General features: G+C 41.5%; 21 protein-coding genes and 1 other annotated feature. Of the genes, 15 read left to right on the forward strand and 6 right to left on the reverse strand.

Annotation, left to right across the window (positions count from 1 at the left end; all coding sequences use genetic code 11):
* Positions 1–89: 89 nt before the first annotated feature.
* The 3 genes from IV50_RS04020 to IV50_RS04030 all read right to left on the reverse strand — a co-directional run bounded on the left by IV50_RS04020 (position 90) and on the right by IV50_RS04030 (position 2,393).
* Positions 90–848, reverse strand: a complete 759-nt coding sequence (locus IV50_RS04020; RefSeq protein ID WP_057745437.1) for a glycerophosphodiester phosphodiesterase family protein — start codon at positions 846–848, stop codon at positions 90–92.
* A 241-nt stretch (positions 849–1,089) separates the two neighbouring features.
* Positions 1,090–1,581 carry an HD domain-containing protein gene (locus tag IV50_RS04025; RefSeq protein WP_057745440.1) on the reverse strand — a complete coding sequence of 164 codons (492 nt, stop codon included), beginning with the start codon at positions 1,579–1,581 and terminating at the stop codon, positions 1,090–1,092.
* Between the two features lie 41 nt (positions 1,582–1,622).
* The gene (locus tag IV50_RS04030) at positions 1,623–2,393 is read right to left on the reverse strand and encodes a TrmH family RNA methyltransferase (protein ID WP_057745443.1); all 771 of its coding nucleotides are present in this window, start codon (positions 2,391–2,393) and stop codon (positions 1,623–1,625) included.
* Positions 2,394–2,480: 87 nt separating this feature from the next.
* Between IV50_RS04030 and femX the strand changes: the two genes are divergently transcribed.
* The 6 genes from femX (at position 2,481) to mltG (ending at position 10,060) form a co-directional block, all read left to right on the forward strand.
* Positions 2,481–3,491: a UDP-N-acetylmuramoylpentapeptide-lysine N(6)-alanyltransferase gene (femX, locus tag IV50_RS04035; protein WP_057745451.1), complete on the forward strand. Its 1,011-nt coding sequence runs from the start codon at positions 2,481–2,483 to the stop codon at positions 3,489–3,491.
* 64 nt (positions 3,492–3,555) lie between these two features.
* Positions 3,556–4,527 carry an amidohydrolase family protein gene (locus IV50_RS04040; RefSeq protein WP_057745454.1) on the forward strand — a complete coding sequence of 324 codons (972 nt, stop codon included), beginning with the start codon at positions 3,556–3,558 and terminating at the stop codon, positions 4,525–4,527.
* Positions 4,528–4,661: 134 nt separating this feature from the next.
* Positions 4,662–5,024, forward strand: a complete 363-nt coding sequence (locus IV50_RS04045) for a winged helix-turn-helix transcriptional regulator (RefSeq protein ID WP_057745457.1) — start codon at positions 4,662–4,664, stop codon at positions 5,022–5,024.
* A 37-nt stretch (positions 5,025–5,061) separates the two neighbouring features.
* Positions 5,062–5,265, forward strand: a binding site (T-box leader).
* A gap of 54 nt (positions 5,266–5,319) precedes the next feature.
* The gene (gene pheS / locus IV50_RS04050; protein ID WP_057745458.1) at positions 5,320–6,360 is read left to right on the forward strand and encodes a phenylalanine--tRNA ligase subunit alpha; all 1,041 of its coding nucleotides are present in this window, start codon (positions 5,320–5,322) and stop codon (positions 6,358–6,360) included.
* Between the two features lie 6 nt (positions 6,361–6,366).
* Positions 6,367–8,790: a phenylalanine--tRNA ligase subunit beta gene (gene pheT, locus IV50_RS04055; RefSeq protein ID WP_057745460.1), complete on the forward strand. Its 2,424-nt coding sequence runs from the start codon at positions 6,367–6,369 to the stop codon at positions 8,788–8,790.
* 88 nt (positions 8,791–8,878) lie between these two features.
* Positions 8,879–10,060: an endolytic transglycosylase MltG gene (gene mltG, locus IV50_RS04060; protein WP_082626001.1), complete on the forward strand. Its 1,182-nt coding sequence runs from the start codon at positions 8,879–8,881 to the stop codon at positions 10,058–10,060.
* Between the two features lie 89 nt (positions 10,061–10,149).
* On the opposite strand, the gene greA is transcribed toward mltG, so the two are convergent.
* Together greA and IV50_RS04070 are read right to left on the reverse strand one after the other, a co-directional pair.
* Positions 10,150–10,641 carry a transcription elongation factor GreA gene (gene greA / locus IV50_RS04065; protein ID WP_057745462.1) on the reverse strand — a complete coding sequence of 164 codons (492 nt, stop codon included), beginning with the start codon at positions 10,639–10,641 and terminating at the stop codon, positions 10,150–10,152.
* A 107-nt stretch (positions 10,642–10,748) separates the two neighbouring features.
* Positions 10,749–13,406 carry a YfhO family protein gene (locus IV50_RS04070; RefSeq protein ID WP_057745464.1) on the reverse strand — a complete coding sequence of 886 codons (2,658 nt, stop codon included), beginning with the start codon at positions 13,404–13,406 and terminating at the stop codon, positions 10,749–10,751.
* 127 nt (positions 13,407–13,533) lie between these two features.
* Here IV50_RS04070 and IV50_RS04075 point away from each other — a divergent pair, with 127 nt between their 5' ends.
* From IV50_RS04075 to IV50_RS04100, 6 genes are all read left to right on the forward strand, one after another.
* Entirely contained in the window at positions 13,534–15,591 is a 2,058-nt protein-coding gene (locus tag IV50_RS04075) for a peptidoglycan D,D-transpeptidase FtsI family protein (RefSeq protein ID WP_057745466.1), read from the forward strand.
* Between the two features lie 58 nt (positions 15,592–15,649).
* On the forward strand, positions 15,650–16,207 hold the full coding sequence (locus IV50_RS04080) for a 5-formyltetrahydrofolate cyclo-ligase (RefSeq protein ID WP_069201672.1): 558 nt from the start codon (positions 15,650–15,652) through the stop codon (positions 16,205–16,207).
* Positions 16,200–16,907: a rhomboid family intramembrane serine protease gene (locus tag IV50_RS04085; protein WP_057745467.1), complete on the forward strand. Its 708-nt coding sequence runs from the start codon at positions 16,200–16,202 to the stop codon at positions 16,905–16,907. The genes IV50_RS04080 and IV50_RS04085 overlap by 8 nt, the downstream gene beginning before the upstream one ends.
* A 1-nt stretch (position 16,908) precedes the next feature.
* Positions 16,909–17,127, forward strand: a complete 219-nt coding sequence (locus IV50_RS04090) for a YqgQ family protein (protein WP_057745470.1) — start codon at positions 16,909–16,911, stop codon at positions 17,125–17,127.
* Between the two features lie 131 nt (positions 17,128–17,258).
* Positions 17,259–18,236 (forward strand): ROK family glucokinase, encoded by a 978-nt coding sequence (locus IV50_RS04095; RefSeq protein WP_057745474.1) that lies wholly within the window; start codon positions 17,259–17,261, stop codon positions 18,234–18,236.
* A 141-nt stretch (positions 18,237–18,377) separates the two neighbouring features.
* On the forward strand, positions 18,378–18,782 hold the full coding sequence (locus tag IV50_RS04100; protein ID WP_057745476.1) for a rhodanese-like domain-containing protein: 405 nt from the start codon (positions 18,378–18,380) through the stop codon (positions 18,780–18,782).
* 48 nt (positions 18,783–18,830) lie between these two features.
* On the opposite strand, the gene IV50_RS04105 is transcribed toward IV50_RS04100, so the two are convergent.
* Positions 18,831–19,013: a DUF3042 family protein gene (locus IV50_RS04105; protein WP_057745480.1), complete on the reverse strand. Its 183-nt coding sequence runs from the start codon at positions 19,011–19,013 to the stop codon at positions 18,831–18,833.
* Positions 19,014–19,099: 86 nt separating this feature from the next.
* Here IV50_RS04105 and miaA point away from each other — a divergent pair, with 86 nt between their 5' ends.
* The 3 genes from miaA (at position 19,100) to glnA (ending at position 21,796) form a co-directional block, all read left to right on the forward strand.
* On the forward strand, positions 19,100–20,023 hold the full coding sequence (gene miaA / locus IV50_RS04110) for a tRNA (adenosine(37)-N6)-dimethylallyltransferase MiaA (protein ID WP_057745483.1): 924 nt from the start codon (positions 19,100–19,102) through the stop codon (positions 20,021–20,023).
* 63 nt (positions 20,024–20,086) lie between these two features.
* The gene (locus tag IV50_RS04115) at positions 20,087–20,428 is read left to right on the forward strand and encodes a MerR family transcriptional regulator (protein ID WP_057745486.1); all 342 of its coding nucleotides are present in this window, start codon (positions 20,087–20,089) and stop codon (positions 20,426–20,428) included.
* A gap of 24 nt (positions 20,429–20,452) precedes the next feature.
* On the forward strand, positions 20,453–21,796 hold the full coding sequence (gene glnA / locus IV50_RS04120) for a type I glutamate--ammonia ligase (protein WP_057745489.1): 1,344 nt from the start codon (positions 20,453–20,455) through the stop codon (positions 21,794–21,796).
* Positions 21,797–21,802: the final 6 nt, after the last annotated feature.

Below are 21,802 nucleotides of genomic sequence, written 5' to 3' on the forward strand. Positions count from 1 at the left end.
AGTTAAAAAGAACATGACATTGTCATGTTCTTTTTTTTTGCGATATACCATAAAAAAGAAGCCCTCCGGTCTTGGAGGGCTTCTTTTTATTAAACTGCAATTGCAGCTGTCGCTTTTGGCGCAACGATTTCATTTGCGACATCGGTGAAGATACCATCAACACCGTAATCACTCAAAGTTGTGACATCATCAAGGCTATTAACGGTGTAGACGTTAACTTCAAAACCGCGGTCTTGAATCTTGGCGATGTTTTCAGGCGTTGCATCAGCTTTATCAATGTGAATGTAACGTGCATTGCATGCATCTGCTACAAGTTGCCAATCGTCTAGGAATTGACCTTTGTCGTACAAAACAGCGTAGGCTAGTTCAGGTGCCGCAGCGTGCATTTTGAATAACATGACTGGATTGAAACTTGAAATAATCAGATTAACTTCCTCGTTAATCATCCGGAGATAAGGGACCAATTGCGCGATGAGTTGATCAGCTAACGCGCTGCAATTTGGACCAGTCACGCCTTTTAATTCTAAGTTTAGGTTCATGCCTGATTCATCAACGAAAGTTAATAAATCATCCATCATCAATAGTTGAGTTTTGGCGAATTCGGGTCCAAACCAACTATCAGCATCGGCATCCATCACGTCATCATATGTCATGGCTGTGATTTCACCAGCATGGTCGGTTGTTCGATCGACCTTATCATCATGTAATAGGACGAGTTGCCCATCAGCTGTGATTGAAACATCAGTTTCAAACCAGTCTAAGTTGTAATCTAACATCGGTTCAAAACTACGTAATGTGTTTTCAGGTGCGATTGCTGAAAGTCCACGATGCGCAATAATCTTTGTCATATGCTTAACTCTTCTTTTCTGTAAATCTAGTGAATGTCTGTTTTTATTTTTTTGTATGTTAATTATATTAAAGGTTTTTTGTAAAATTGGAACACACAATTTGCTTAATTAAGTAAAGATTTCTTTACAGAGATATGGCGAAACGTTTATTAAAAAACAGAACAGTGAGAGGTATCTAATGATGGTTTTCATATAACTTTGCGTAACGTGATTTGGTCAGCAAAAAAAGCCAATTAACGAATTAATTGGCTTTTGTTTTTCGATGGGTTAATTTTTTAAAGCGTTCCGTGGCTGGGGTGAAAAATTCTTGAACCGCAGCCCAATTGTCAACCATATCAACTAAGATACTCTCACGATAGTGTGGGAGTGCAGATGTACTGCCCCACATATGTTTAAGGATAATATCTTTTTCTTTAGGTGACAGGTCAGTAATCTTTTCAGCATTTCGAAGAGAAACCCGCGGATGAATGTACGCATGGGTACCTAATTCGAATTTAGTGGTTCGCCAATCATAAAAGAACATATCATGTAGTAAACCAGCTCGAGCAACAGCTCGGGCATCGAGATGCCAACGTTTAGCTAGACGATAACTTTGGTATGACACATTAATTGAATGGGTCAAACGATCTGAATGATGGTGTTGGACATAATCACCTAATTTTTGAACCTCAGGGGTCCGTAATAAATCAGATACGATGTCAACATATGCTTCATCTTCACGCCAATCTTTCATTGATGACTCACCTCCATTTCTTTTAGTTTAACCCTATTAGCTTAACGTTGTTTTAAAGCGAACATGGCGATTCCCGCTGCAACCGCAACGTTCAAAGATTCAGCCTCACCTGAAAGTGGGATAAATAAGTTTTGTGAGGTCGCTGCTGCTAATTCAGGGCGCATCCCTTGTCCTTCATTGCCCATGACAAGAGCGAAGGTAGCCTGTGGTTGTACTGAGAAAAGATCAGCCGCGGTAGGGTCTAGTTGGGTTCCGTAAACGTTAATTTCGTTGTCGCGGAAAGTGTTTGTCCACTTTAATAAATCACCATCAGTGATTGTAAGGTGGAACTGGCTTCCTTGCATGGCACGAACAGCCTTTGGTGAATAAGGGTCAACTGATCCTTCACCGAAGACAACGCCAGCAAAGCCGGCTGCATCAGCAGTCCGAACCATTGTTCCCACATTACCTGGATCTTGGATACCATCCAAGAACAACCAAGCACCTTGGTGTACATATTGTGGTTCACGCTTAGCAGTAGGGAGTGAAACTTCTGCAAAAATACCTTGAGGTGTCACTAAATCAGATAACTTTTTGGCAATGTCAGTTGTGATTTCAAAAACAGGTACGCCAAGAGGTAGTTCTTCTTGGTGTTCTGCTAGTTGAGCTGACGTACCCATAATGGCATGTAAATGTCCATCATGGTGAATCGCTTCTTGTACAAGATGCCATCCGTCCAATAGATAGGTCTGATTTGCTTGACGACCTTTTTTCGTTTGCAACTTTTGCCATGCTTTAACACGGCCGTTCTGGTTTGATGTTATATTTTCCATAAAGATTATTATACGCTGATTCGCACAATTTTGCTTATGTTATAATAAATTCAATATAAATGAAGTGTAAGAGAGGTGAATTTACACATGCCAGTGTTAAATTTGAATGACCCACAAGCGGTCGAACGATATGAAGAATTTATGCGTCAATCACCATATGGCCAAGTGACACAAGACTTAGGTTGGGCCAAGGTTAAGAATAACTGGGAGCCAGTTGATGTCTACTTAGAAGACGATCAGGGTGCGATTATTGCGGCTATGTCAATGTTGCTTGGTGATACACCAACTGATAAGAAGTTTGCTTATGCGTCTAAGGGTCCGGTTATGGATGTTACTGATGTAGATTTGTTGGATCGCTTAGTTGATGAAGCGGTAAAGGCGCTGGATGGGCGTGCTTATGTGTTGCGCTTTGATCCAGAAGTGGCCTACAGCGATGAATTTAACACAACGTTGCAAGACCATGGTTACGTGACACGTAATCGAAATGTGGCTGATGCTGGAATGCATGCAACGATTCAACCTCGTTTGAATATGGTTTTGGATTTGACGAAGTTCCCTGACGCTAAAACAACGCTTGATTTATATCCTTCAAAGACGAAGAGCAAGATTAAGCGTCCATTCCGTGATGGTGTGGAGGTACATTCAGGCAATTCAGCTACTGAATTAGACGAGTTCTTCAAGACCTACACAACTATGGCGGAGCGTCATGGCATTACGCATCGTCCAATTGAATATTTCCAACGGATGCAAGCGGCTTTTGACGCTGATACAATGCGCATCTTTGTGGCTGAGCGTGAGGGTAAGTTACTTTCAACTGGGATTGCACTTAAGTATGGGCGTAAGATTTGGTATATGTATGCCGGTTCAATGGATGGCAACACATACTATGCGCCTTACGCGGTTCAATCAGAAATGATCCAATGGGCTTTGGACACGAATACAGATTTGTATGATTTAGGTGGTATTGAATCTGAATCAACCGATGACAGTTTGTATGTCTTTAAGCATGTCTTTGTCAAAGATGCTCCTCGTGAATACATTGGTGAAATCGATAAGGTTTTGGACCCAGAGGTTTATGCGGAATTAGTTAAAGATTAATGTTATAAATAAACAAAGCCATGACTTGGGTCATGGCTTTTTTAGCAAACGAGGAGGAACCCTAATGAAACGAATTGATGGACATTTACACTTGGTACAAAACATTGCGGGCTTTAACGGGAAGGGTCGACTTAATGCGCTAGGAAATGGGGAAGCCATTTGGGATGACGGTACTTTGATTCAATTGTTGCCAACCACCTATGGGGAAAGTGACTTTAACGCAGAAAATGTCTTGCGCCTAATGGATAATGAAAAAATTGATAAAGCTATGGTATTGCAGGGAAGTTTAAATGGTTATCAAAACTATTACACTTGGCAAACGATGCGAAAATATCCGGACCGATTTATGGGGGCTTTTTCGGCTGATCCTTTTGCGAGTGAATTTATGACGATTGTCCGACGGCATGTGCAAGATTTAGGGTTTCGTTCAATGAAATTAGAAATCAGTGCGGGTGGTGGCATGCATGGGTACCATACGACAACACCGTTTCGCTTAGATACAAATCCGCAGGTGGGTGAGCTTATGCACTTCTTGGCTAATTATCCTGGATTCAATGTAATCGTTGATTATGGATCGGCAGACCAGGTTAGTCATCAACCAGAAGCGATGACGAATTTGGCAGCTCGATATCCCCAATTACATTTTGTCGTTTGTCATTTATCCTTTGGGCAAATGGATGAACTAGGTCTCTACCAAAACACGTTGGATCAGTGGGCACCATTCCCTAATATTTATACAGACTTAGCGGCGATTCAAGATATCAATAGTGAAACGAGTTTGCCCTACTCAGCCTCTCGCGAATTAACGCGTCGTGCTTTAGCGACGTTGGGGGACAAACGATTAATTTGGGGGACTGATTCACCATGGTCATCAACCTTTAATGCCTATCATGATTTGGCGCATTGGTTAGACACGAGTGATTTTATGGGGCAAACTGCCTTAGAAAATATTTACTATAATAATGCAAACCGCATTTATTTTAATGCGGAAGCCCAAGCGGCTGTTGCGCAAGCAGTTGACCCAGTTCGACCATAACTAGCGGGTTTATAGCCGAAATATTAGAAAATATTGGTTGTGAATATTGTATTTGTCACGCTGAGGGTCTAGAATGAAGTTAGGCAAAAACTATTTACTAAAAATAACCAAAAATAGATGTGGAGGTAGGCAAGATGGCAGAATCAACGGTAACAACAAATGATAATGTTAAAATTTGCGACAAATTCGTCGCAACATTTGAATTTTTAGGACGTAAGTGGAATGGCTTAATTATTGAGTCATTGCTTAATAATGGTACAATGCGCTTTAAGGATTTATCGCAAACCGTACAGCGCTGTTCTGATCGTGTGTTGGTGGAACGTTTGAAAGAATTAGAAGCCAATGGCATTGTCGAACGTCGGACTTATGATGATTCAGCTTTGATTGAGTATGCGTTGACCGAAAAGGGTGAATCAATGCGTAACATGATGCAAGTTGTCCATGACTGGTCAGATGAATGGAGCGATGCACAAGATTGTGAATCACAAGACGCCTAAACCCTTGCGGTTAATGCGTTAACTTTGTACAATGGTAATAACGACGATGAATGGTCAGAAGGTTAAACATGTTTGTCCAGCGAATTGAGGATAGTGTAAGCTCAATCAAACAGTTAACTCAAATTCAACCAGGAGTTGGAGGGCTGATAAGGCTCTTTCGCTTTGTTCCCGTTATCGAACACAATGAGGATATATTTGTATATCAAATCAGGGTGGTACCACGTTAATCAACGTCCCTTTGGCAACGACTGTTTGCCAGAGGGGCTTTTTTTATGAACAAATAAAGGAGTTACGGATGAGTTTAAAAGAAGATTTGACACAATTACGTGAACAAGCCTTAGTTCGCATCGATTCAGCCACTTCATTAAAAGAACTAAATGAAGCACGTGTGAAGGAACTAGGGAAAAAAGGGGCGCTAACTGAAGTTTTGCGTGGTATGAAGGATTTGCCAGCAGACGAGCGTCCAGAAATCGGAGCTTTGGCTAATGATGTTCGCAACGAGTTGACGGATGAAATTAACAAGCGCCAAACTGAGCTTGAAAATGCTGTGATGGACGCACAATTACAAGCTGAAACTTTGGATGTGACTTTACCTGGTCAACCAGCTATTCAAGGACAACCACATGTTTTGCAACAAATCATTGAGAGTTTGGAAGACCAATTCATCGGAATGGGTTACCAAATCATTGAGGGGCCTGAAGTTGAACAAGATAAGTACAACTTTGAAATGATGAACTTGCCTAAGGATCATCCAGCCCGTGATATGCAGGATACGTTCTACATTTCACCTGAATTGTTGATGCGTACCCAAACTTCTCCGGTTCAAGCGCGTACTTTGGAACAACACGATTTTTCAAAGGGTCCGTTGAAGATGATTTCACCCGGACGTGTTTACCGTCGTGATACTGATGATGCGACGCACTCACACCAATTCCACCAAGTTGAAGGATTGGTTGTCGATAAGCACATTACAATGGGAGACTTAAAGGGAACCTTGCTAGCAGTTGCACATCAATTGTTTGGTGAAGATCATGATATTCGTTTGCGTCCTTCATATTTCCCATTTACGGAACCTTCTGTTGAAGTTGATGTGTCTTGGAATGCTGTGACACCTGATACGAAGCCAGAAGACATCGAGTGGATTGAAGTCCTTGGGGCTGGAATGGTGCACCCAAATGTTTTGGAAATGGCTGGCGTTGACTCAAGTGTTTATGGTGGATTTGCCTTTGGATTAGGACCTGATCGTTTTGCCATGTTGAAGTATGGGGTTGAAGATATCCGTAACTTCTACTTGAATGATGTTCGCTTCCTAAAGCAATTTGATCAGAAAGGATAAGCAAAGATGAAAGTATCAGTTAATTGGCTTCGTGAGTATATGCCAATTGCTTTGCCAGCCAACGAGCTTGCAGAGAAAATCTCACGTACCGCAGTTGAAGTCGAAGGTCAATACCGTCCACAGGGTAACATGAAGAATGTTGTCATTGCTAAGGTTTTGTCTGTTGTACCACACCCTGATTCTGATCACTTAGTGATTACGCAATTGGATGCTGGCGAAGATGAACCAATCCAAGTTGTAACGGGTGCCCCTAATGTTGCTGAAGGACAAACGGTTATTTTGGCCAAGCACGGTTCAGTCATTGGTGATGGACAAAAGATTCGTCGTGGTAAGTTACGTGGCGAAAAGTCAAACGGTATGTTGTCAGCTTTGCAAGAGTTGGGGATGGATAACAGTGTCGCTCCAAAGGATTTTGAAGAGGGCATCTGGGTCTTTAACGATACAGACGCTGCTGATTTGAAGCCTGGTGCAGACGCGTTGGAAGTACTTGGCTTTGGGGATGATATTTTGGAGCTAGGCATTACTCCAAACCGTGCTGACATGCTCTCAATGAATGGTACTGCTTATGAAGTAGCCGCTATTTTGAATGAACGCCCAGAACTACCCGCTTTTGAATTAAATGAAAGCAGTGAAGCGACGGCTGACTTAATTCAAGCTGAAGCACCAGCTGATTTGGCACCGAAGTATGGTGTGCGCGTAGTTAAGGATGTGCACGTGCAAGACTCACCATTGTGGTTGCAACGACGGTTATGGAATATGGGCATTCGTCCTATTTCCAACGTTGTTGATGTTACTAATTTAATGCTACTCACATACGGACAACCATTGCATGCCTTTGATTTAGATCGTTTACCTGCACCTAAATTACAAGTACGTACCGCTAAAGCTGGTGAAGTGATTAAGACATTGGATGGTGTTGAACGTAAGGCAGCTGAAGGAGACATTGTCATTGATTCAGATGGACAAGCCTTGATGTTTGCCGGTGTCATGGGGGGTGAATCAACCGAAGTCACTGCCGACACGCAAAATGTTGTACTTGAAGCAGCTATTTTTGAACCTAAAGCCATTCGTCATGCCGCGCGTGACCAAAACTTGCATTCCGAATCTTCACAACGTTTTGAACGTGGTGTTGATGTTGAAGCAACTTTTAAGGCGTTGGATCACGCTGCAGCCATGATTGCAGAATTAGGTGGCGGAACGGTCACAAATGGTCGTGTGATTGCACAAGATTTTGACTATGAAGCACCAACTGTTGATATTACAACAGAAAAGATTAATGACGTTTTGGGAACTGATATTACGACTGCTGAAATTGCTGCAATTTTCGAGCGCCTTTGTTTCACCCAAATGGAACAAGATGGTCGTTTCAGTGTGACCATTCCATCACATCGTTGGGATATTTCAATTCCAGCCGACTTAATTGAAGAAGTGGCCCGTTTGTATGGTTACGATAACTTACCAGCTACCTTACCAACTGGTGAAACAACACCAGGTAAGTTGACTGAAAAGCAACGTCTCATTCGTGACTCACGTCATTCATTAGAAGGACTTGGTCTTAACCAAGCTATTTCATACGTCTTGACAACGCCTGAAAAGGCTACGCAATTTGCGATGGATCCTGAGGCAACACCTGTTGAAGTGGACTATCCAATGTCACAAGACCGTCGCGTAACGCGTGGTAGCTTGTTAACGTCATTGTTGGATGATATTGCTTACAACGTTGCTCGCAAGCAAGAAGACGTGTCATTGTATGAACAAGGACGTGTCTTTGCTTCAAATGGTATGTCAACAATGCCAGATGAAATTGAACATTTGGCCGGTGTTGTAACTGGGGATGTTCGTGAACGTGACTGGGACCAAGCTGCCCAACCAGCTGACTTCTTCTATTTGAAGGGGGTTGTTGAACAACTATTGGCAGATTATGGGTTTGTAGATAATGTCCGCTTCGTAGCAAATACAGACCGTCCAGAAATGCACCCAGGACAAACAGCTGATATCTATGTTGGTGACCAATTCGTCGGATTCATCGGACAGGTTCATCCACGTGTGGCCAAGTTCTACAAGGTTGGTCAAGTCTTCGGATTTGAATTAAACTTAACCGATATTTTGCGTATGCCACGCGTAAAGTCAAAATATGAACCAATTTCAAAGTTTCCTTCAATCAAGCGTGATTTAGCTATCTTGGTTGACCGTGACATCCAATCAGCTGACTTGGTTGATACGATTAAACAACATGGTGGTACCGACTTGCATGATGTCACAGTGTTTGATGTTTACACGGGTGACAATGTGGCTGCAGATAAAAAGTCAGTTGCCTACTCACTTACCTTTGTTAACCGTGAGCATACTTTGCAAGATGATGCAATTAATGCAGCAATCGAGCGCATGACGAAGGCCTTGCAAGATCAATTTGCCGCTGAAATTCGTTAAGCGTCAATGACTTGCCAGATAGCAATTAACACTGCTATACTGGTGTCTAGTTTAAAATAAAGTCGCTCATAATGAAGGAGTAAGATTCATGTCTGAAAATGAATATACGTCCCGTCAAGACCAACAAGCTGCTGTAACGAAGCCATGGTACCAACGTCTATCGTTTGTCCAATGGCTATTGATTTTAGTGGTTGCGTTGGTATTATTCGGGGTCGGACATCATATCTATGTGCAACATGATGAAAAGAACTATGCTGCCTTAGATGTTAAGAACAAAAAGACCAAAGAAGTACGTATTAAAGATGGTTCATCAACTCAAATGATGGCGCAAACTTTGAAGAAGGACGGCGTTCTCCGTTCAAAGCGTGCTTTTAATCATTACGTGACAAGCCACAACTATTCAGATTTGAAGGCTGGTTACTATGAATTAAGTCCCAACATGACCGTGCAACAAATTGTGACGGCCCTTCGTATGGGTGGATCAGCTGTGCCGACGAATAGTAAAAACGTTGTCGTAGTGCGTGAAGGTGAAACGGTTGATAATATTGCCAAAGAAGTTGGTGAGAAAACGACGTTCAGTGCTGCTTCATTCCGTAAGGCAGCCAATGATCCAAAGCTCTTTAAGACTCTTCAAGAACAATACCCAGGACTATTTGATTCAGCTGCAAAAGCCAAGAATGTCCGTTACCATCTAGAAGGATATCTATATCCTGCCACATATACTTGGCGTGATGCGAAGACCGTAGATGAGTTGGTTGAAATGATGGTGCAACAAGAATATATTGCCTTGCAACCACGTTTCCAAAGCATTAAGAAGTCAGGTATGACGATTCAACAAGTTTTGACCTTAGCTTCATTGGTTGAGCGTGAAGGAATTGATAATGATAGTCGTCGTACCATTGCAGGTGTTTTCTTGAATCGAATCGATGCCAAGATGCCGTTGCAATCTGACATTGCGACTAAGTATGCGTTGAAGACAAATCGAACGAATTTAACAAATAAGGATGTTCAATCAGATAATCCTTATAACTTGTACAAATTCTCAGGTTATGGTCCTGGACCATTCAACAATCCAAGTGTTGAGTCGATTGATGCTGTCTTGCATCCAAAGGATCGTGACAAGGGGTACAGGTACTTCGTGGCTAATTTGAAAACTGGTAAGGTTTATTATTCACAAAGTTATGATGATCACTTGGGTAAGTCAGGCGATTTGGAAGCAACTAACGAATCTGTTGGAAATGCTGCCGATAGCGCAAATAACGCCCATTAATAAAAAAGCTATGCTCTCAATGAGCATAGCTTTTTTTGATATGTTCCCTAAAATAAAAGCACCTATCACATGGATAGGTGCTTTTAATATTAATCTTCTAATGGCTTAACTGAAAGAATTTTGACTTCCATTGTTGCATTGTTTGGAAGAGGAACTTCCACGATATCATCAACACGGTGACCAATTAAAGCTTGCGCAATTGGAGAGTCATTTGAAATCTTACCAGCAAATGGATCTGATTCAGCACCACCTACGATTGAGTAAGTCTCAGGTTCTTCGTCAGGTAGCTCTTGGAATGTAAGTGTCTTACCTGGTGCTACTTCGTCATCAGAAACATCTGATGAATCAATAATCACGGCGTTATCAAGCATGTTACGAACTGTATTGATACGTCCTTCAGTGAAGGCTTGTTCGTCCTTAGCTGATTGGTATTCAGAGTTTTCAGATAGATCACCAAAACCACGAGCTGTTTGGATACGTTGCGTAATTTCTGCACGTGTTTCAGTCACAAGGGTGTTAAGCTCTTCTTCAAGCTTACGCTTCCCCTCTTCGGTCATTGGATATTGCTTTTCTTCAGCCATTAGTGGCCTCCTCTAGTGTAATTAATTAGATTTAGTTTATCCTTGTAAAAGGTTTCAAGAGATACATTACCATGCGGGTTACAGCTTGTAAAGTTTGTGAAATCGAATTATTTCGATTTTGCAGCACTTAAACGATATTGGCGCTTTGAATTTTCAGACCAAGCAATCCCTAGCATGAAGAGTAACGTCCCTAATGAAATGGTTACAGCCGTCTTCAATAGTGGTGTTACAAACTTGAATTCGACATGGTGCTTACCTGCGTTTAACGGAATTCCCATGAAGAATTTGTTAACGGTTTGTGGGGTCACAGATTTTCCATCAACGGTTACCTGCCAACCTGGTGTGTTCGGAATACTAGTCATTAAGACCGTTTTATCCTTTGGTAAGGTGATGTCACCACTTAGGTTGGTTGCTGAAGTTTGCGAGATCTGGAGCCCATTTTGTTTTAAATCAGTTGCTTGATCCGCAAATCGCAAACTATTAGCTTGGTACAAGGAAACGTTTTGTAACCATAGGCTATCCTTTTTAAATACAAGACTAATGGTTTGTTTGTCTCCCTTGTTGGCTTGTGACATCGGCAAAATAATGGTGTGACGGTGGGATGGAATGTTTTTAACTGGTTCGTGGTTCAGTTGCACTTCAACATCATCTTGACTGATATCACCGCCAAGCGTGAGGTAATAAGGTCCATTACCATTTGCGACATAGGTAAGGTCGATACGCGCGTTGCCTGGCTTATCTTTAGTTAAGTAGGCTCCAGTGATTGTTTCGGGAGCTTGCGTGTTATAACCGTGGACATTCGAGAAGTTTGACACATTAAAGACCGGCTTTGATTGGTAGCCGTTCATGCTTTGCCACATCACATTTTGATTCTGAACAGGGTCATCGTCTTTGAAATTTGCATTCAGAGCGTTGGTGCTAGCTGCAAAGGCAACTGGCAAAGCATAGGGGTTTTGGGACAGCATAGTTAAATCGTTCGTCCGTTTAATTGGGTAAATGCCATTTGTATCCCCCCGTTTAAATTCAGTGGTATTAGCTGGCGTTCCAGGTCGATCGGGTTGTTGATTATTGCTTTGCAATAGATACTTCATCCCCAAAAGACTATCAGAAACGAGTGTGCCACCAGTATAACTGACGTAATTGTCTCCCTCAGGCTGGCCGATTAAGGCCATAAAACGACTTTGTTGGTATTCTAACGCGGAACTAAAGGTTGAACCACCATTATAATTTCCTTGGAACGGATCGCCTTTGGTGCGTTGGAACGACTGGGTCACGCGGAAGAAATTCTGCTGTTTTTCGCGTTCAAGCGGTTTAGTCATGTCATTGAGATTTTTGATGTAGGTTTGATACTCAGTATTTGAAAGATAGCTAAAGTTATTCAAAGTGAGTAGGGCACCGCAAGTCACCTCGGCTAGTACTAAGAGACCAACAAAGCTTAACCAATAATCGTCATGTCTACGCAAAGTCATTAATAACAAGAGTAAGAGGAAGAATGAAACGCCAATTAACAGTTGTTCTTTGTTTAAGAAATTTAGCTTTGGTAGGCGGAAGTATAAGTAACCAACGATACCGGCGAACACAATTAAGAGACTCGCAGCCTGCAACAAACTCAAATGTAACTTGGGTTGCCAGATTGACGCAGCCAACCACAACAGCCAAAAACAAAAAACAAATGAGAACCGGTATGGATACCAGACCGGGAATTGAAAACCATGCCAGAACAGGTTAAGTGGTCCATACATCATCGAAACGAGCAGGAAAGCAGTAATGAGGACGGTCATTAACCTGACTTGCCAGCGAACAGTGCGTGATGTAATGAAGAACCAAAACAAAATTAAAGGTAAGCTACCAACAAAGATGTTTGGTAAGCCAGTTGGCATTTGGTCAAAGTTGAAAGTGCCGACAAAAAATTTTCCTAACATATCTGGTGGAAAATAATCGAAGCGCCATTTAAGATTTTCTAACATGTATTGGCTTTTACTATTCATGAGTGTGTAAGCAGTTGGAAGCCACGTCACACAAGATAGGCCAATACTGATGATGACACCAAATGCAAACTTCCCAAGCATGTTGAAACGCACATGCCACTGATAAGGTTCCCAAAAAAGGCGCCAAAGGATATACAGCACTAGAAAGACACCAATCATATAAGCCATATAGTAATTAATGATCATAATGGCGGTAAGCGGCAGAATGAATAACCAGATACTACGACCGTCTAATACCTTCTCTAGACCTAATATAATTAAGGGTAGGAGAATTGCGGCATCAAGCCAGAGTAGATTAAGTTGATTCGCGACTAACCAGCCCATAAAGGCATAGCTTGTTCCAAAGACAGGCAGCGTATAACCTTTTTGCCAATTCAATTTGTGAATGGCAAAAGCAAATGACCAACTTGCTAAGCCATATTTTAAAACGGTTAGTAAGAGGATGCCGGCTGGTAAGTGGACATTATCAAAAAATAGTAGAATGAAATTCAAGGGACTAAATAGATAGTAGGCCCAATCACCAAAGGTTTCACCGCCAAGACCCTTTGAAAAACTATAAAATAGCTGATTTTGATCCTGAGTGAGCATGGTTTTAAAAGCACTGAAAAAATCAATATATTGTTGGCCTAAATCAACGGTCAGCAAGGTACTGCTACCAAAAGGTGCCATATGGCGACTAGCAAAATAGACCGTCATAATTAGGGTTGGCAACAAAAAGGCACCCCAAAGGGCGCGGGTGTTTTTTTGCCATTTTAAAGGATTGAAAATGTTAGACATGCGTAAACTCCAATTTAATTAAGTTACTTCTATTAAAACACATTTATAATTATCGTACCTAAACTTATTTTTAGCACGAGGTATGCTACAATAGTAAAAGTTATTCAAGTAAAAAAGGGGTCAAATTATGCAAGCACCAAAACGACGTGGTGGACGTGGTAAGTCATCATCAATGTCACGCATCCCTGCCCGTCTAAATGTATTGCTCGGTATTGTTATTCTTATGCTAGGGGCCTTAGGTTGGCGCTTAGGGACACTACAAATCGCGCAAGGAAAACAATTTAAGGCAGAAGTAAATAGTTCTGACTCAAGCATTGAGCAAGTCAATGTGCAACGTGGAATTATCTACGATAGTACTGGAAAAGCGTTGGTCACAAATTCTGGCTCACAAGCGATTACCTACACGAAACCTAAGAATGTCACAGAAGGTGATATGTATAAGGGTGCCAATGAGGTTAGTAAGTATGTGCGTGTGGATACAAAACAATTATCTGACGCCAATGTCAATAAATATTATATTCAAGATGAACATCGTGCTGCTGATTTGGCAAAGCAAGCTGGCATCACGAGTGCACCAGGTACCGATAAATATGTATCTGAATTAACGGATTATGCTAAGAAAAATCAAAATCAAGTGCAGTTAACTTCTGAACAAAAAAATGCTGCCATGATTTTCCAAAAGATGGAAAATGCCTACGCACTCTCAACAGTTTATCTGAAGGATAAGGGTGTTACACAAGGTGAAATTGCTGATATTGGTGAACGCCAATCAAAGATGCCTGGTGTGGCAGTTGGCCTATACTATCAACGTGAAGGTTCAAAGAATTCCGATGAGTCGTTAGCTAGTCTAGTTGGTGGCGTTTCAAAGTCTGGATTACCGGAAGAGCGAGTGAATTCCTTATTGCAAGAAGGTTACTCGCGTGATGATACAGTGGGTATTTCAGGTCTAGAAAAGCAATACGAAGATACACTTAAGGGAACCAAGCGTCGCATTGAAATCAATGTTAATCAGCAAGGGAACACAACACAAAAGGTATTGTATGGTGGAAAAGCCGGCTCAAACTTGCATTTGACAGTGAACGCCAAGTTCCAAAAGGACGTTCAAGAAATCCTAAAGAGTCAAATGCCAGGTGGCTTAACTCAGGGAGCCTACGCTGTGGTAATGAATCCTAAAACCGGTGGTGTCTATGCCATGGGTGGGGTTAATCGTCTGAATGATGGAAAGTTGCAAGATGATGCACTTTCAACGATTAATCGTGCTGAAGTTGTCGGATCAGTCGTTAAGCCGGCTATGATTACAAACGGATTGTTGCATGGTACGATTACACCGGAAAACAATACGATTGTCGATCAACCAATTCGTGTTGCTGGAACGTCTGTTAAGGCATCTTACTTTAACCCGACAGGCGCACAGTCAATTCCATTGACCGCGTCGGATGCGCTTGAAGTGTCATCTAACTCGTATGTGATGCAGTTGATGTTGCAGATGGCAGGACAACCATACCATGCCGGTATGACGTTGAATGGGCTTAATACCAATATCTTCCAAACGATGCGTGAAGGATTCAATCGTTTTGGTTTGGGTGTTAAAACTGGAATTGATTTGCCAGGTGAAACTGCAGGTTTGCGTGGAGACACTGACCGTAGTCACATTGGTAATGCTTTGGATGAAACTTTTGGACAGTATGATACGTATACAACGATGCAGTTAGCACAATATGTGTCAACGATTGCCAATGGTGGTTACCGTATGGAGCCACATGTTGTCCAATCCATTGAAGAGCGTAGTGATCGTTCAAAGGTTCGCCAAACTGAAACAACGATTGCGCCAAAATCACTTGGATCGGTTGGCTGGACTCCGGCACAACGCCAAGTAATTTGGGATGGAATGGATAAAGTTGTTAATGGTAGCAGCCGCTTCGTAACTGGAAAGAAATTGCAAGATTTGAAGCCAGGTGTATATGCGAAGACGGGTACTGCTGAAACGTTTACTAATGGTCAACCAACGATTACCTCTTCATTGATTGCGTTTGCACCAAATGCCGATGTTGCCATGGCAATCGTGGTGCCTGGTGTTTCACAAAGTGCGGAACTTGTTAATATTCCAATCGCTAAAGAAATCTATAAGGCATATTGGAAGGATGTTGAAAGTCCTAAGAATGTGCCAGGTCAAAATACAAATTAATTTGTGTTAAACTGAGTCATAGACATGACTCAGTTTTTTTTATGAAGGAAATTTTAACATGATAGATAAGTCAAACAGCAGATCACAAGCATTATCACATTTGGCAGAATTATCAGACCAACAGCGAGTTTGGTATTTACAGAAATTGGTCCAACAAGTAACAGCACTCACTGAGTGGCAAAATGCAAAAGTTGTTGCTTTAACAATGGCCCAAGACGAAGAATTACCCACGGAATTATTAATTCAAACGGCATTATTACAAGGGAAAAAAGTACTTCTACCAAAAGTGCGTCCAAATCATAAAATGGATTTCATTCAAGTTGACGAAAAAACGGATTATGCCCGACATAAATTCGGGATGTTAGAGCCAATCGGCGAACCCTTTGTGAATTTAGATGAGATTGATTTTGTACTTGTACCAGGGTTAGCATTTGCTGAAGACGGTCAACGATTGGGCTTTGGAGGCGGTTACTACGACCGTTGGTTACCCAAAGTTAATGCCCCAAAGGTTGGCGTAACATTGGCTGCCAATTATTTTAAACGAGCGCAATGGCCGGTTGAACAGACGGATTACGCTTTAGACAAAATTATTGTATTGGATGGTTATCATGAATAATAAAGATATGTGGCAGCGCATACAGGCGCGGCCAGTAACATGGTTGCTAACGTTCTTAATGATTGTGATTTTTTTAATTGAACTGTTGTTCTCGCAAAGTTTTCAAATTAAAGCACCGATTCTCTACCAAATGGGTGCCGCTTATACACCAAGTATTATTGATGGACAATGGTGGCGCTTAATCAGTGCTGGTTTTTTACATGGATCGCCAATCCATTTGATTGGTAACTTGGTTGTGTTTGTATGGCTAGGTGAATTGATTGAAGGGATGTTGGGGCGGCTGGCTATGCTCGTCTTATTCCTTAATAGTATTGTGGCCGGTAACCTTTTATCACTGTGGATTGATCCATGGCAGACGTTAAGTGTGGGTGCCTCAGGTGGCATTTTTGGTTTTTTTGCAACATTTATTGTTTTTTGGCTTTTGGCTAGACAACCAGATCAATGGCGTGAACAAGCCAAAAGTATGGGGGCCCTGTTTGTTTTAATGATTGTCCTTAGCTTAATGACCCCCTCTGTGAGTGTTTCGGGTCATGTCGGAGGGTTTATCGGCGGATTACTCTTAACTGCAGGTGTCATGTGGCGGCGTCCGTTACAAGGCACCTTTAGAATTAAGATAACTGGCATACTTTTGAGCTGGTTAATAACATTGAGTGTTTACAGTGCAATAGTGTTTTTGAGTTTACAGCGATGGGGAGGGTAACATGCATAATTTTCTAGATGTGTTAAATTTGCTCAAGAAGTACGATATTTATATTCATGTTGGTAAGCGGCTGTGGGACATTGAATTAGCTGCAATTGAAATTGATAATCTATATAGAGCCAAGCTGATTACGCCCAAAGAATATGCACAAATTAAGCTAGTTCTGAATCGTGAACATGAAGATGAAGCGCGTCGCGAGCAGGAACAAGAAAAATACTAAAAAAAATAAAAATAGGTGTTTTTTTTGCAGGACGAATACGATATAATAATATTTGAAAGAAAAAGAAAACGTTTACAAAATGTTTTCTTGGCAAGATAACTTAAACAAAAAATATATTGGAGACGACAATAATGGCTAAAGATAAGTTAATCGGTGTTGATTTAGGTGGAACAACAATTAAGTTTGCAATTTTGACCAGCGAAGGTGAAATTCAACAAAAATGGTCAATTCGTACAAATATCTTAGATGAAGGGTCACACATCGTGCCTGACATTATTGATTCAATTAACCACCACTTGGATCTTTTCCAACTTTCACGTGAACGTGTGATTGGAATTGGAATGGGAACTCCAGGAACAATTGACTTTGAAAATGGAACAGTTCGTTCAGCATACAACTTGAACTGGAGCGGTGAACAAGCTGTTCGTGCCCAACTTGAAGCTGGAACAGGTTTCCCTGTAACTTTGGATAATGATGCTAACTGTGCCGCCCTTGGAGAACAATGGCGTGGTGCCGGAGACAACGAACCTAATGTTGACTTCATTACACTTGGAACAGGTGTTGGTGGTGGATTAGTTCTTGATGGTAAGCTTGTTCACGGTGCTGCGGGTTCAGCCGGTGAAATCGGTCACGTGATTGTTGAACCTGATGGTTACCAATGTACTTGTGGAAACAAGGGATGTTTGGAACAATACGCTTCAGCAACTGGTGTTGTGCACTTGGCACAAGATTTGGCCGAAGCTTACGTTGGAAGCGCTCGTTTGAAGGAAATGATTGACAACGGTGATGAAGTGACTTCAAAGATTGTCTTCGATCTTGCTAAGGAAGGTGATTTCCTTGCCAACGAAGTTGTTGATAAGGTCGGACACTATCTTGGTTTGGCATGTGCTAATCTAGCTAATACTTTGAACCCAACTAAGATTATCATTGGTGGTGGTGTTTCAGCCGCTGGTTCATTCTTGTTAGACCGTATCGATGCTAACTTCCAAAAGTTTGCCTTCAAGCCAACGCGTGATGTTACTGAATTGCGCTTAGCTGAATTAGGTAACGATGCTGGTGCATACGGAGCAGCTTCAATTGCTTTGCAAAGCAACCGGACAATTGCCTAAATAAAAAAAGCCGGAAACGGCTTTTTTTTATGTTGAAAACTAAATTTTTTTAAAAAATGACGTAACAGTTCATTCTTATGTGAAAAGAATGGTAAAATTATTTATTAAATAGGACTGAAAAAAGGAAAGGGGGAGCCGAAAATGAATTTACTTTGGACAGTATTATTAACAATTCTGATTATCTGGGTCGCTTGGACTGCTGGAATGTGGCTCTGGACGCGTTATGGTGCAAAATCTAGTGCGAAGGTATTGGATTCTAAGGATTTTGATGAACAAAGTCGTGGACATCAAATTTTTGACTTGCGCGATGCTGACTCATTTAAAGCAAAACATGTACTTGGTGCACGTAACGTGCCGTATGCGATGTTAAAAGATAATCATGCTGCGATTCGTAAGGATCAACCGGTTTTCTTATACGATACAAATATGCAATACTCATCACGATTGGCGCGAATCTTAAAGAAAGAAGGGTATCACAATATTTATATCCTTAAGAACGGATTTGCTACTTATCATGGTCGTACGAAATCAAGCAATGTGAACTAAAAAAGAGATGCGATGATTAATTTCATCGCATCTCTTTATTTTTAATGATTAATAACGTGAACCGTGTGAGTGAGCAGCCTTACGCGCTGACTTCAATTCTGTATTGTCGAACTTTGCTTGTTCTTCTTCCAAAGGTTCAATTTCAATCTTGTGGTAAGTAAAACCAGCAGCGGCAGCCGCAGCAATTGTTCCGGCAATTCCAGTAAGTAAACCAAATCCGAACTTCTTCATAATGGTTAATCCTCCTATTTATTGTTATTATTATTTTACCATACTTACGCTAAAAAAGAATTGTTCAAGGATGATAGGAAGAGATTATGCAAAAATTAATTGTCATAGTGGGACCGACTGCGGTGGGGAAAACAGCCCTATCAATTGCACTTGCTCAAGCAATTGGTGGAGAAATTGTATCAGGTGATTCGATGCAGGTATACCAACAACTTGATATTGGAACGGCTAAGGCGACACCGACTGAGCAAGCGGCCGTTCCACATCATATGCTTGATTTAGTCGCGCCAACTGAATCTTACTCAGTGGCACAATTCGTTGAACAAGCCCGACGCGAAATTAACGCGATTACACAACGAGGGCATGTGCCAATTTTAGTTGGTGGAACTGGCTTCTATGTACAAGCGCTATTAGGAGACCGTCCGTTAGCAATGATTGATGAAGAACCAGATCCGGCATTTGAAGCGAAATGGGATGCGGAAGTCGGTCAAAACGGCGAAGGAAAATTACGAGAGGCTTTGCAGGCAGTTGATCCAATCAGTGCTGCGCGTATTTTACCAGGCCAAATTAGACGGTTGAAACGGGCCTTGCTAGTTAGTTTACAGTCAGGACAACCCTTTTCAAGTCTACAACCTGAACCCGAACGACTTTACGATGCAAAACTGATTGGTCTAAATACTGACCGTACGGTTTTATATGACAGAATCAATCAACGGGTTGATGACATGGTTAAAACCGGGTTATTGGAAGAGACAGAACTGGTCGCACAACTACCAGATACAGCCACAGCTAAAAAAGCGATTGGTTATAAAGAACTATTTCCATACCTAGACGGTCAAGTTGACTTAAACACGGCAACGGAGGCCTTAAAACAGGCATCTCGAAGGTATGCGAAGCGTCAACTAACCTGGTTTAACAATCAAATGCCGGACATTGAATGGCATGATTTGGTTCAAAATCCAGATGAAATTGACGCGGTTATTACAGAAACACAAAGTTTCGTGTCAGGTTAGCTGACATTTCATTTTAAATCTTCAAGCCAAAGTGGTATAGTAATGGCATAGGAGGTTTGATAGATGTCTGAGCGAGAATTAAAACGTGATTTGGCAATCCTGCCAATCAGTGTAGTTCGTGAGTTAACAGGTCTGTCGGACCGCCAAATTCGTTACTATGATCAGCAAGAATTGATTGCACCACAACGTGGAGCGGGAAAGCAACGTCGGTATTCTTTAAATGATATTGATCGTTTGATAGAAATAGCCGATTACATGGATATGGGGTACACGGTAGCCGATATCCATGAGATGGATGCCAAGAAGCATCGTAAAGCTGAACCTAACACTGATGTTGAGATGCGAAAAGCCTTCGCTGATGAACTTGTGCGAATTGGTCGTTTTGATAACAGTCGTCACTTTTAGAATTTCATAGAGGAGAATCTATTCATGCGTAAGCAGTATACAAAAGAAACCATCCGACAACTAATTCAAGATGAAAATGTAGAGTTTTTACGTCTACAATTTTCTGACGTATTTGGAAGCATCAAGAACGTTGAAGTGCCTATCTCTCAACTAGAGAAGGTGCTAGACAACAAGGTGATGTTTGATGGATCATCAATTGAAGGCTTTGTACGTATTGAAGAATCAGATATGTATCTATACCCTGATCTTGATACATTTATGATTTTCCCATGGGCGACTGATTCACATGGTGGAAAAGTAGCACGTTTGATTTGTGATATTTATAATGTGGACCGTGAGCCATTTATTGGTGATCCACGTAGCAATTTGAAGCGTGTTCTTAAAGACATGGAAAACATGGGTTATTCAAATTTCAATCTTGGAACAGAACCTGAATTCTTCTTGTTTAAGATGGATGAATTTGGTAACCCAACAACTAAGTTGAACGATAAGGGTGGTTACTTTGACTTGGCCCCACTCGACTTAGGTGAAAATACACGTCGTGAAATGGTTTTGGAAATGGAAAAGATGGGCTTTGAAGTTGAAGCAGCCCACCACGAAGTTGCACCAGGACAACACGAAGTTGACTTTAAGTATGCTGATGCCCTTGAAGCGGCGGATAACATTCAAACATTTAAGTTAATTGTTAAGACGATTGCGCGTAAGCACAATCTGTATGCCACATTCATGCCAAAGCCAGTTTCTGGAATTAACGGAAATGGAATGCACGTGAATATGTCATTGTTCAAGGATGGACAAAACGTCTTCTTTGATGAAAAGGGTGAAGAACAACTTTCAGAAACAGCTTATAATTTCTTGGGTGGAATCTTGGAACACGCTCAAAACTTTACAGCTGTGACAAACCCAACTGTTAACTCATATAAGCGTTTGACTCCTGGATTTGAAGCGCCTGTTTACATTGCTTGGTCTGGTTCAAATCGTTCACCAATGGTCCGCGTCCCAGCTTCACGTGGACAAAGCACGCGTCTTGAATTGCGTTCAGTTGACCCAACTGCAAATCCATACCTTGCGTTTGCGGCCATTCTTGAATCTGGATTAGACGGAATCGAACACAAGATGACACCTAATGATTCAGTAGATCAAAACATTTACCTTATGGATGAGACAGAACGTCGTAAGGCCGGAATTCGTGACTTACCTGATACACTTTTGGCAGCCGTAAATGATCTTGAAGGTGATGATGTTGTGAAGAAGGCATTGGGATCTTACATGGCACGTACATTTATTGATGCTAAGCGCCTTGAATATGGTTCATACCGTCAAGAAGTTTCACAATGGGAGTTGGATAACTACCTCGAACAATACTAAACATAA

It is taken from the genome of Weissella viridescens (assembly GCF_001437355.1).
In the GTDB taxonomy this organism is placed as follows: domain Bacteria; phylum Bacillota; class Bacilli; order Lactobacillales; family Lactobacillaceae; genus Weissella; species Weissella viridescens.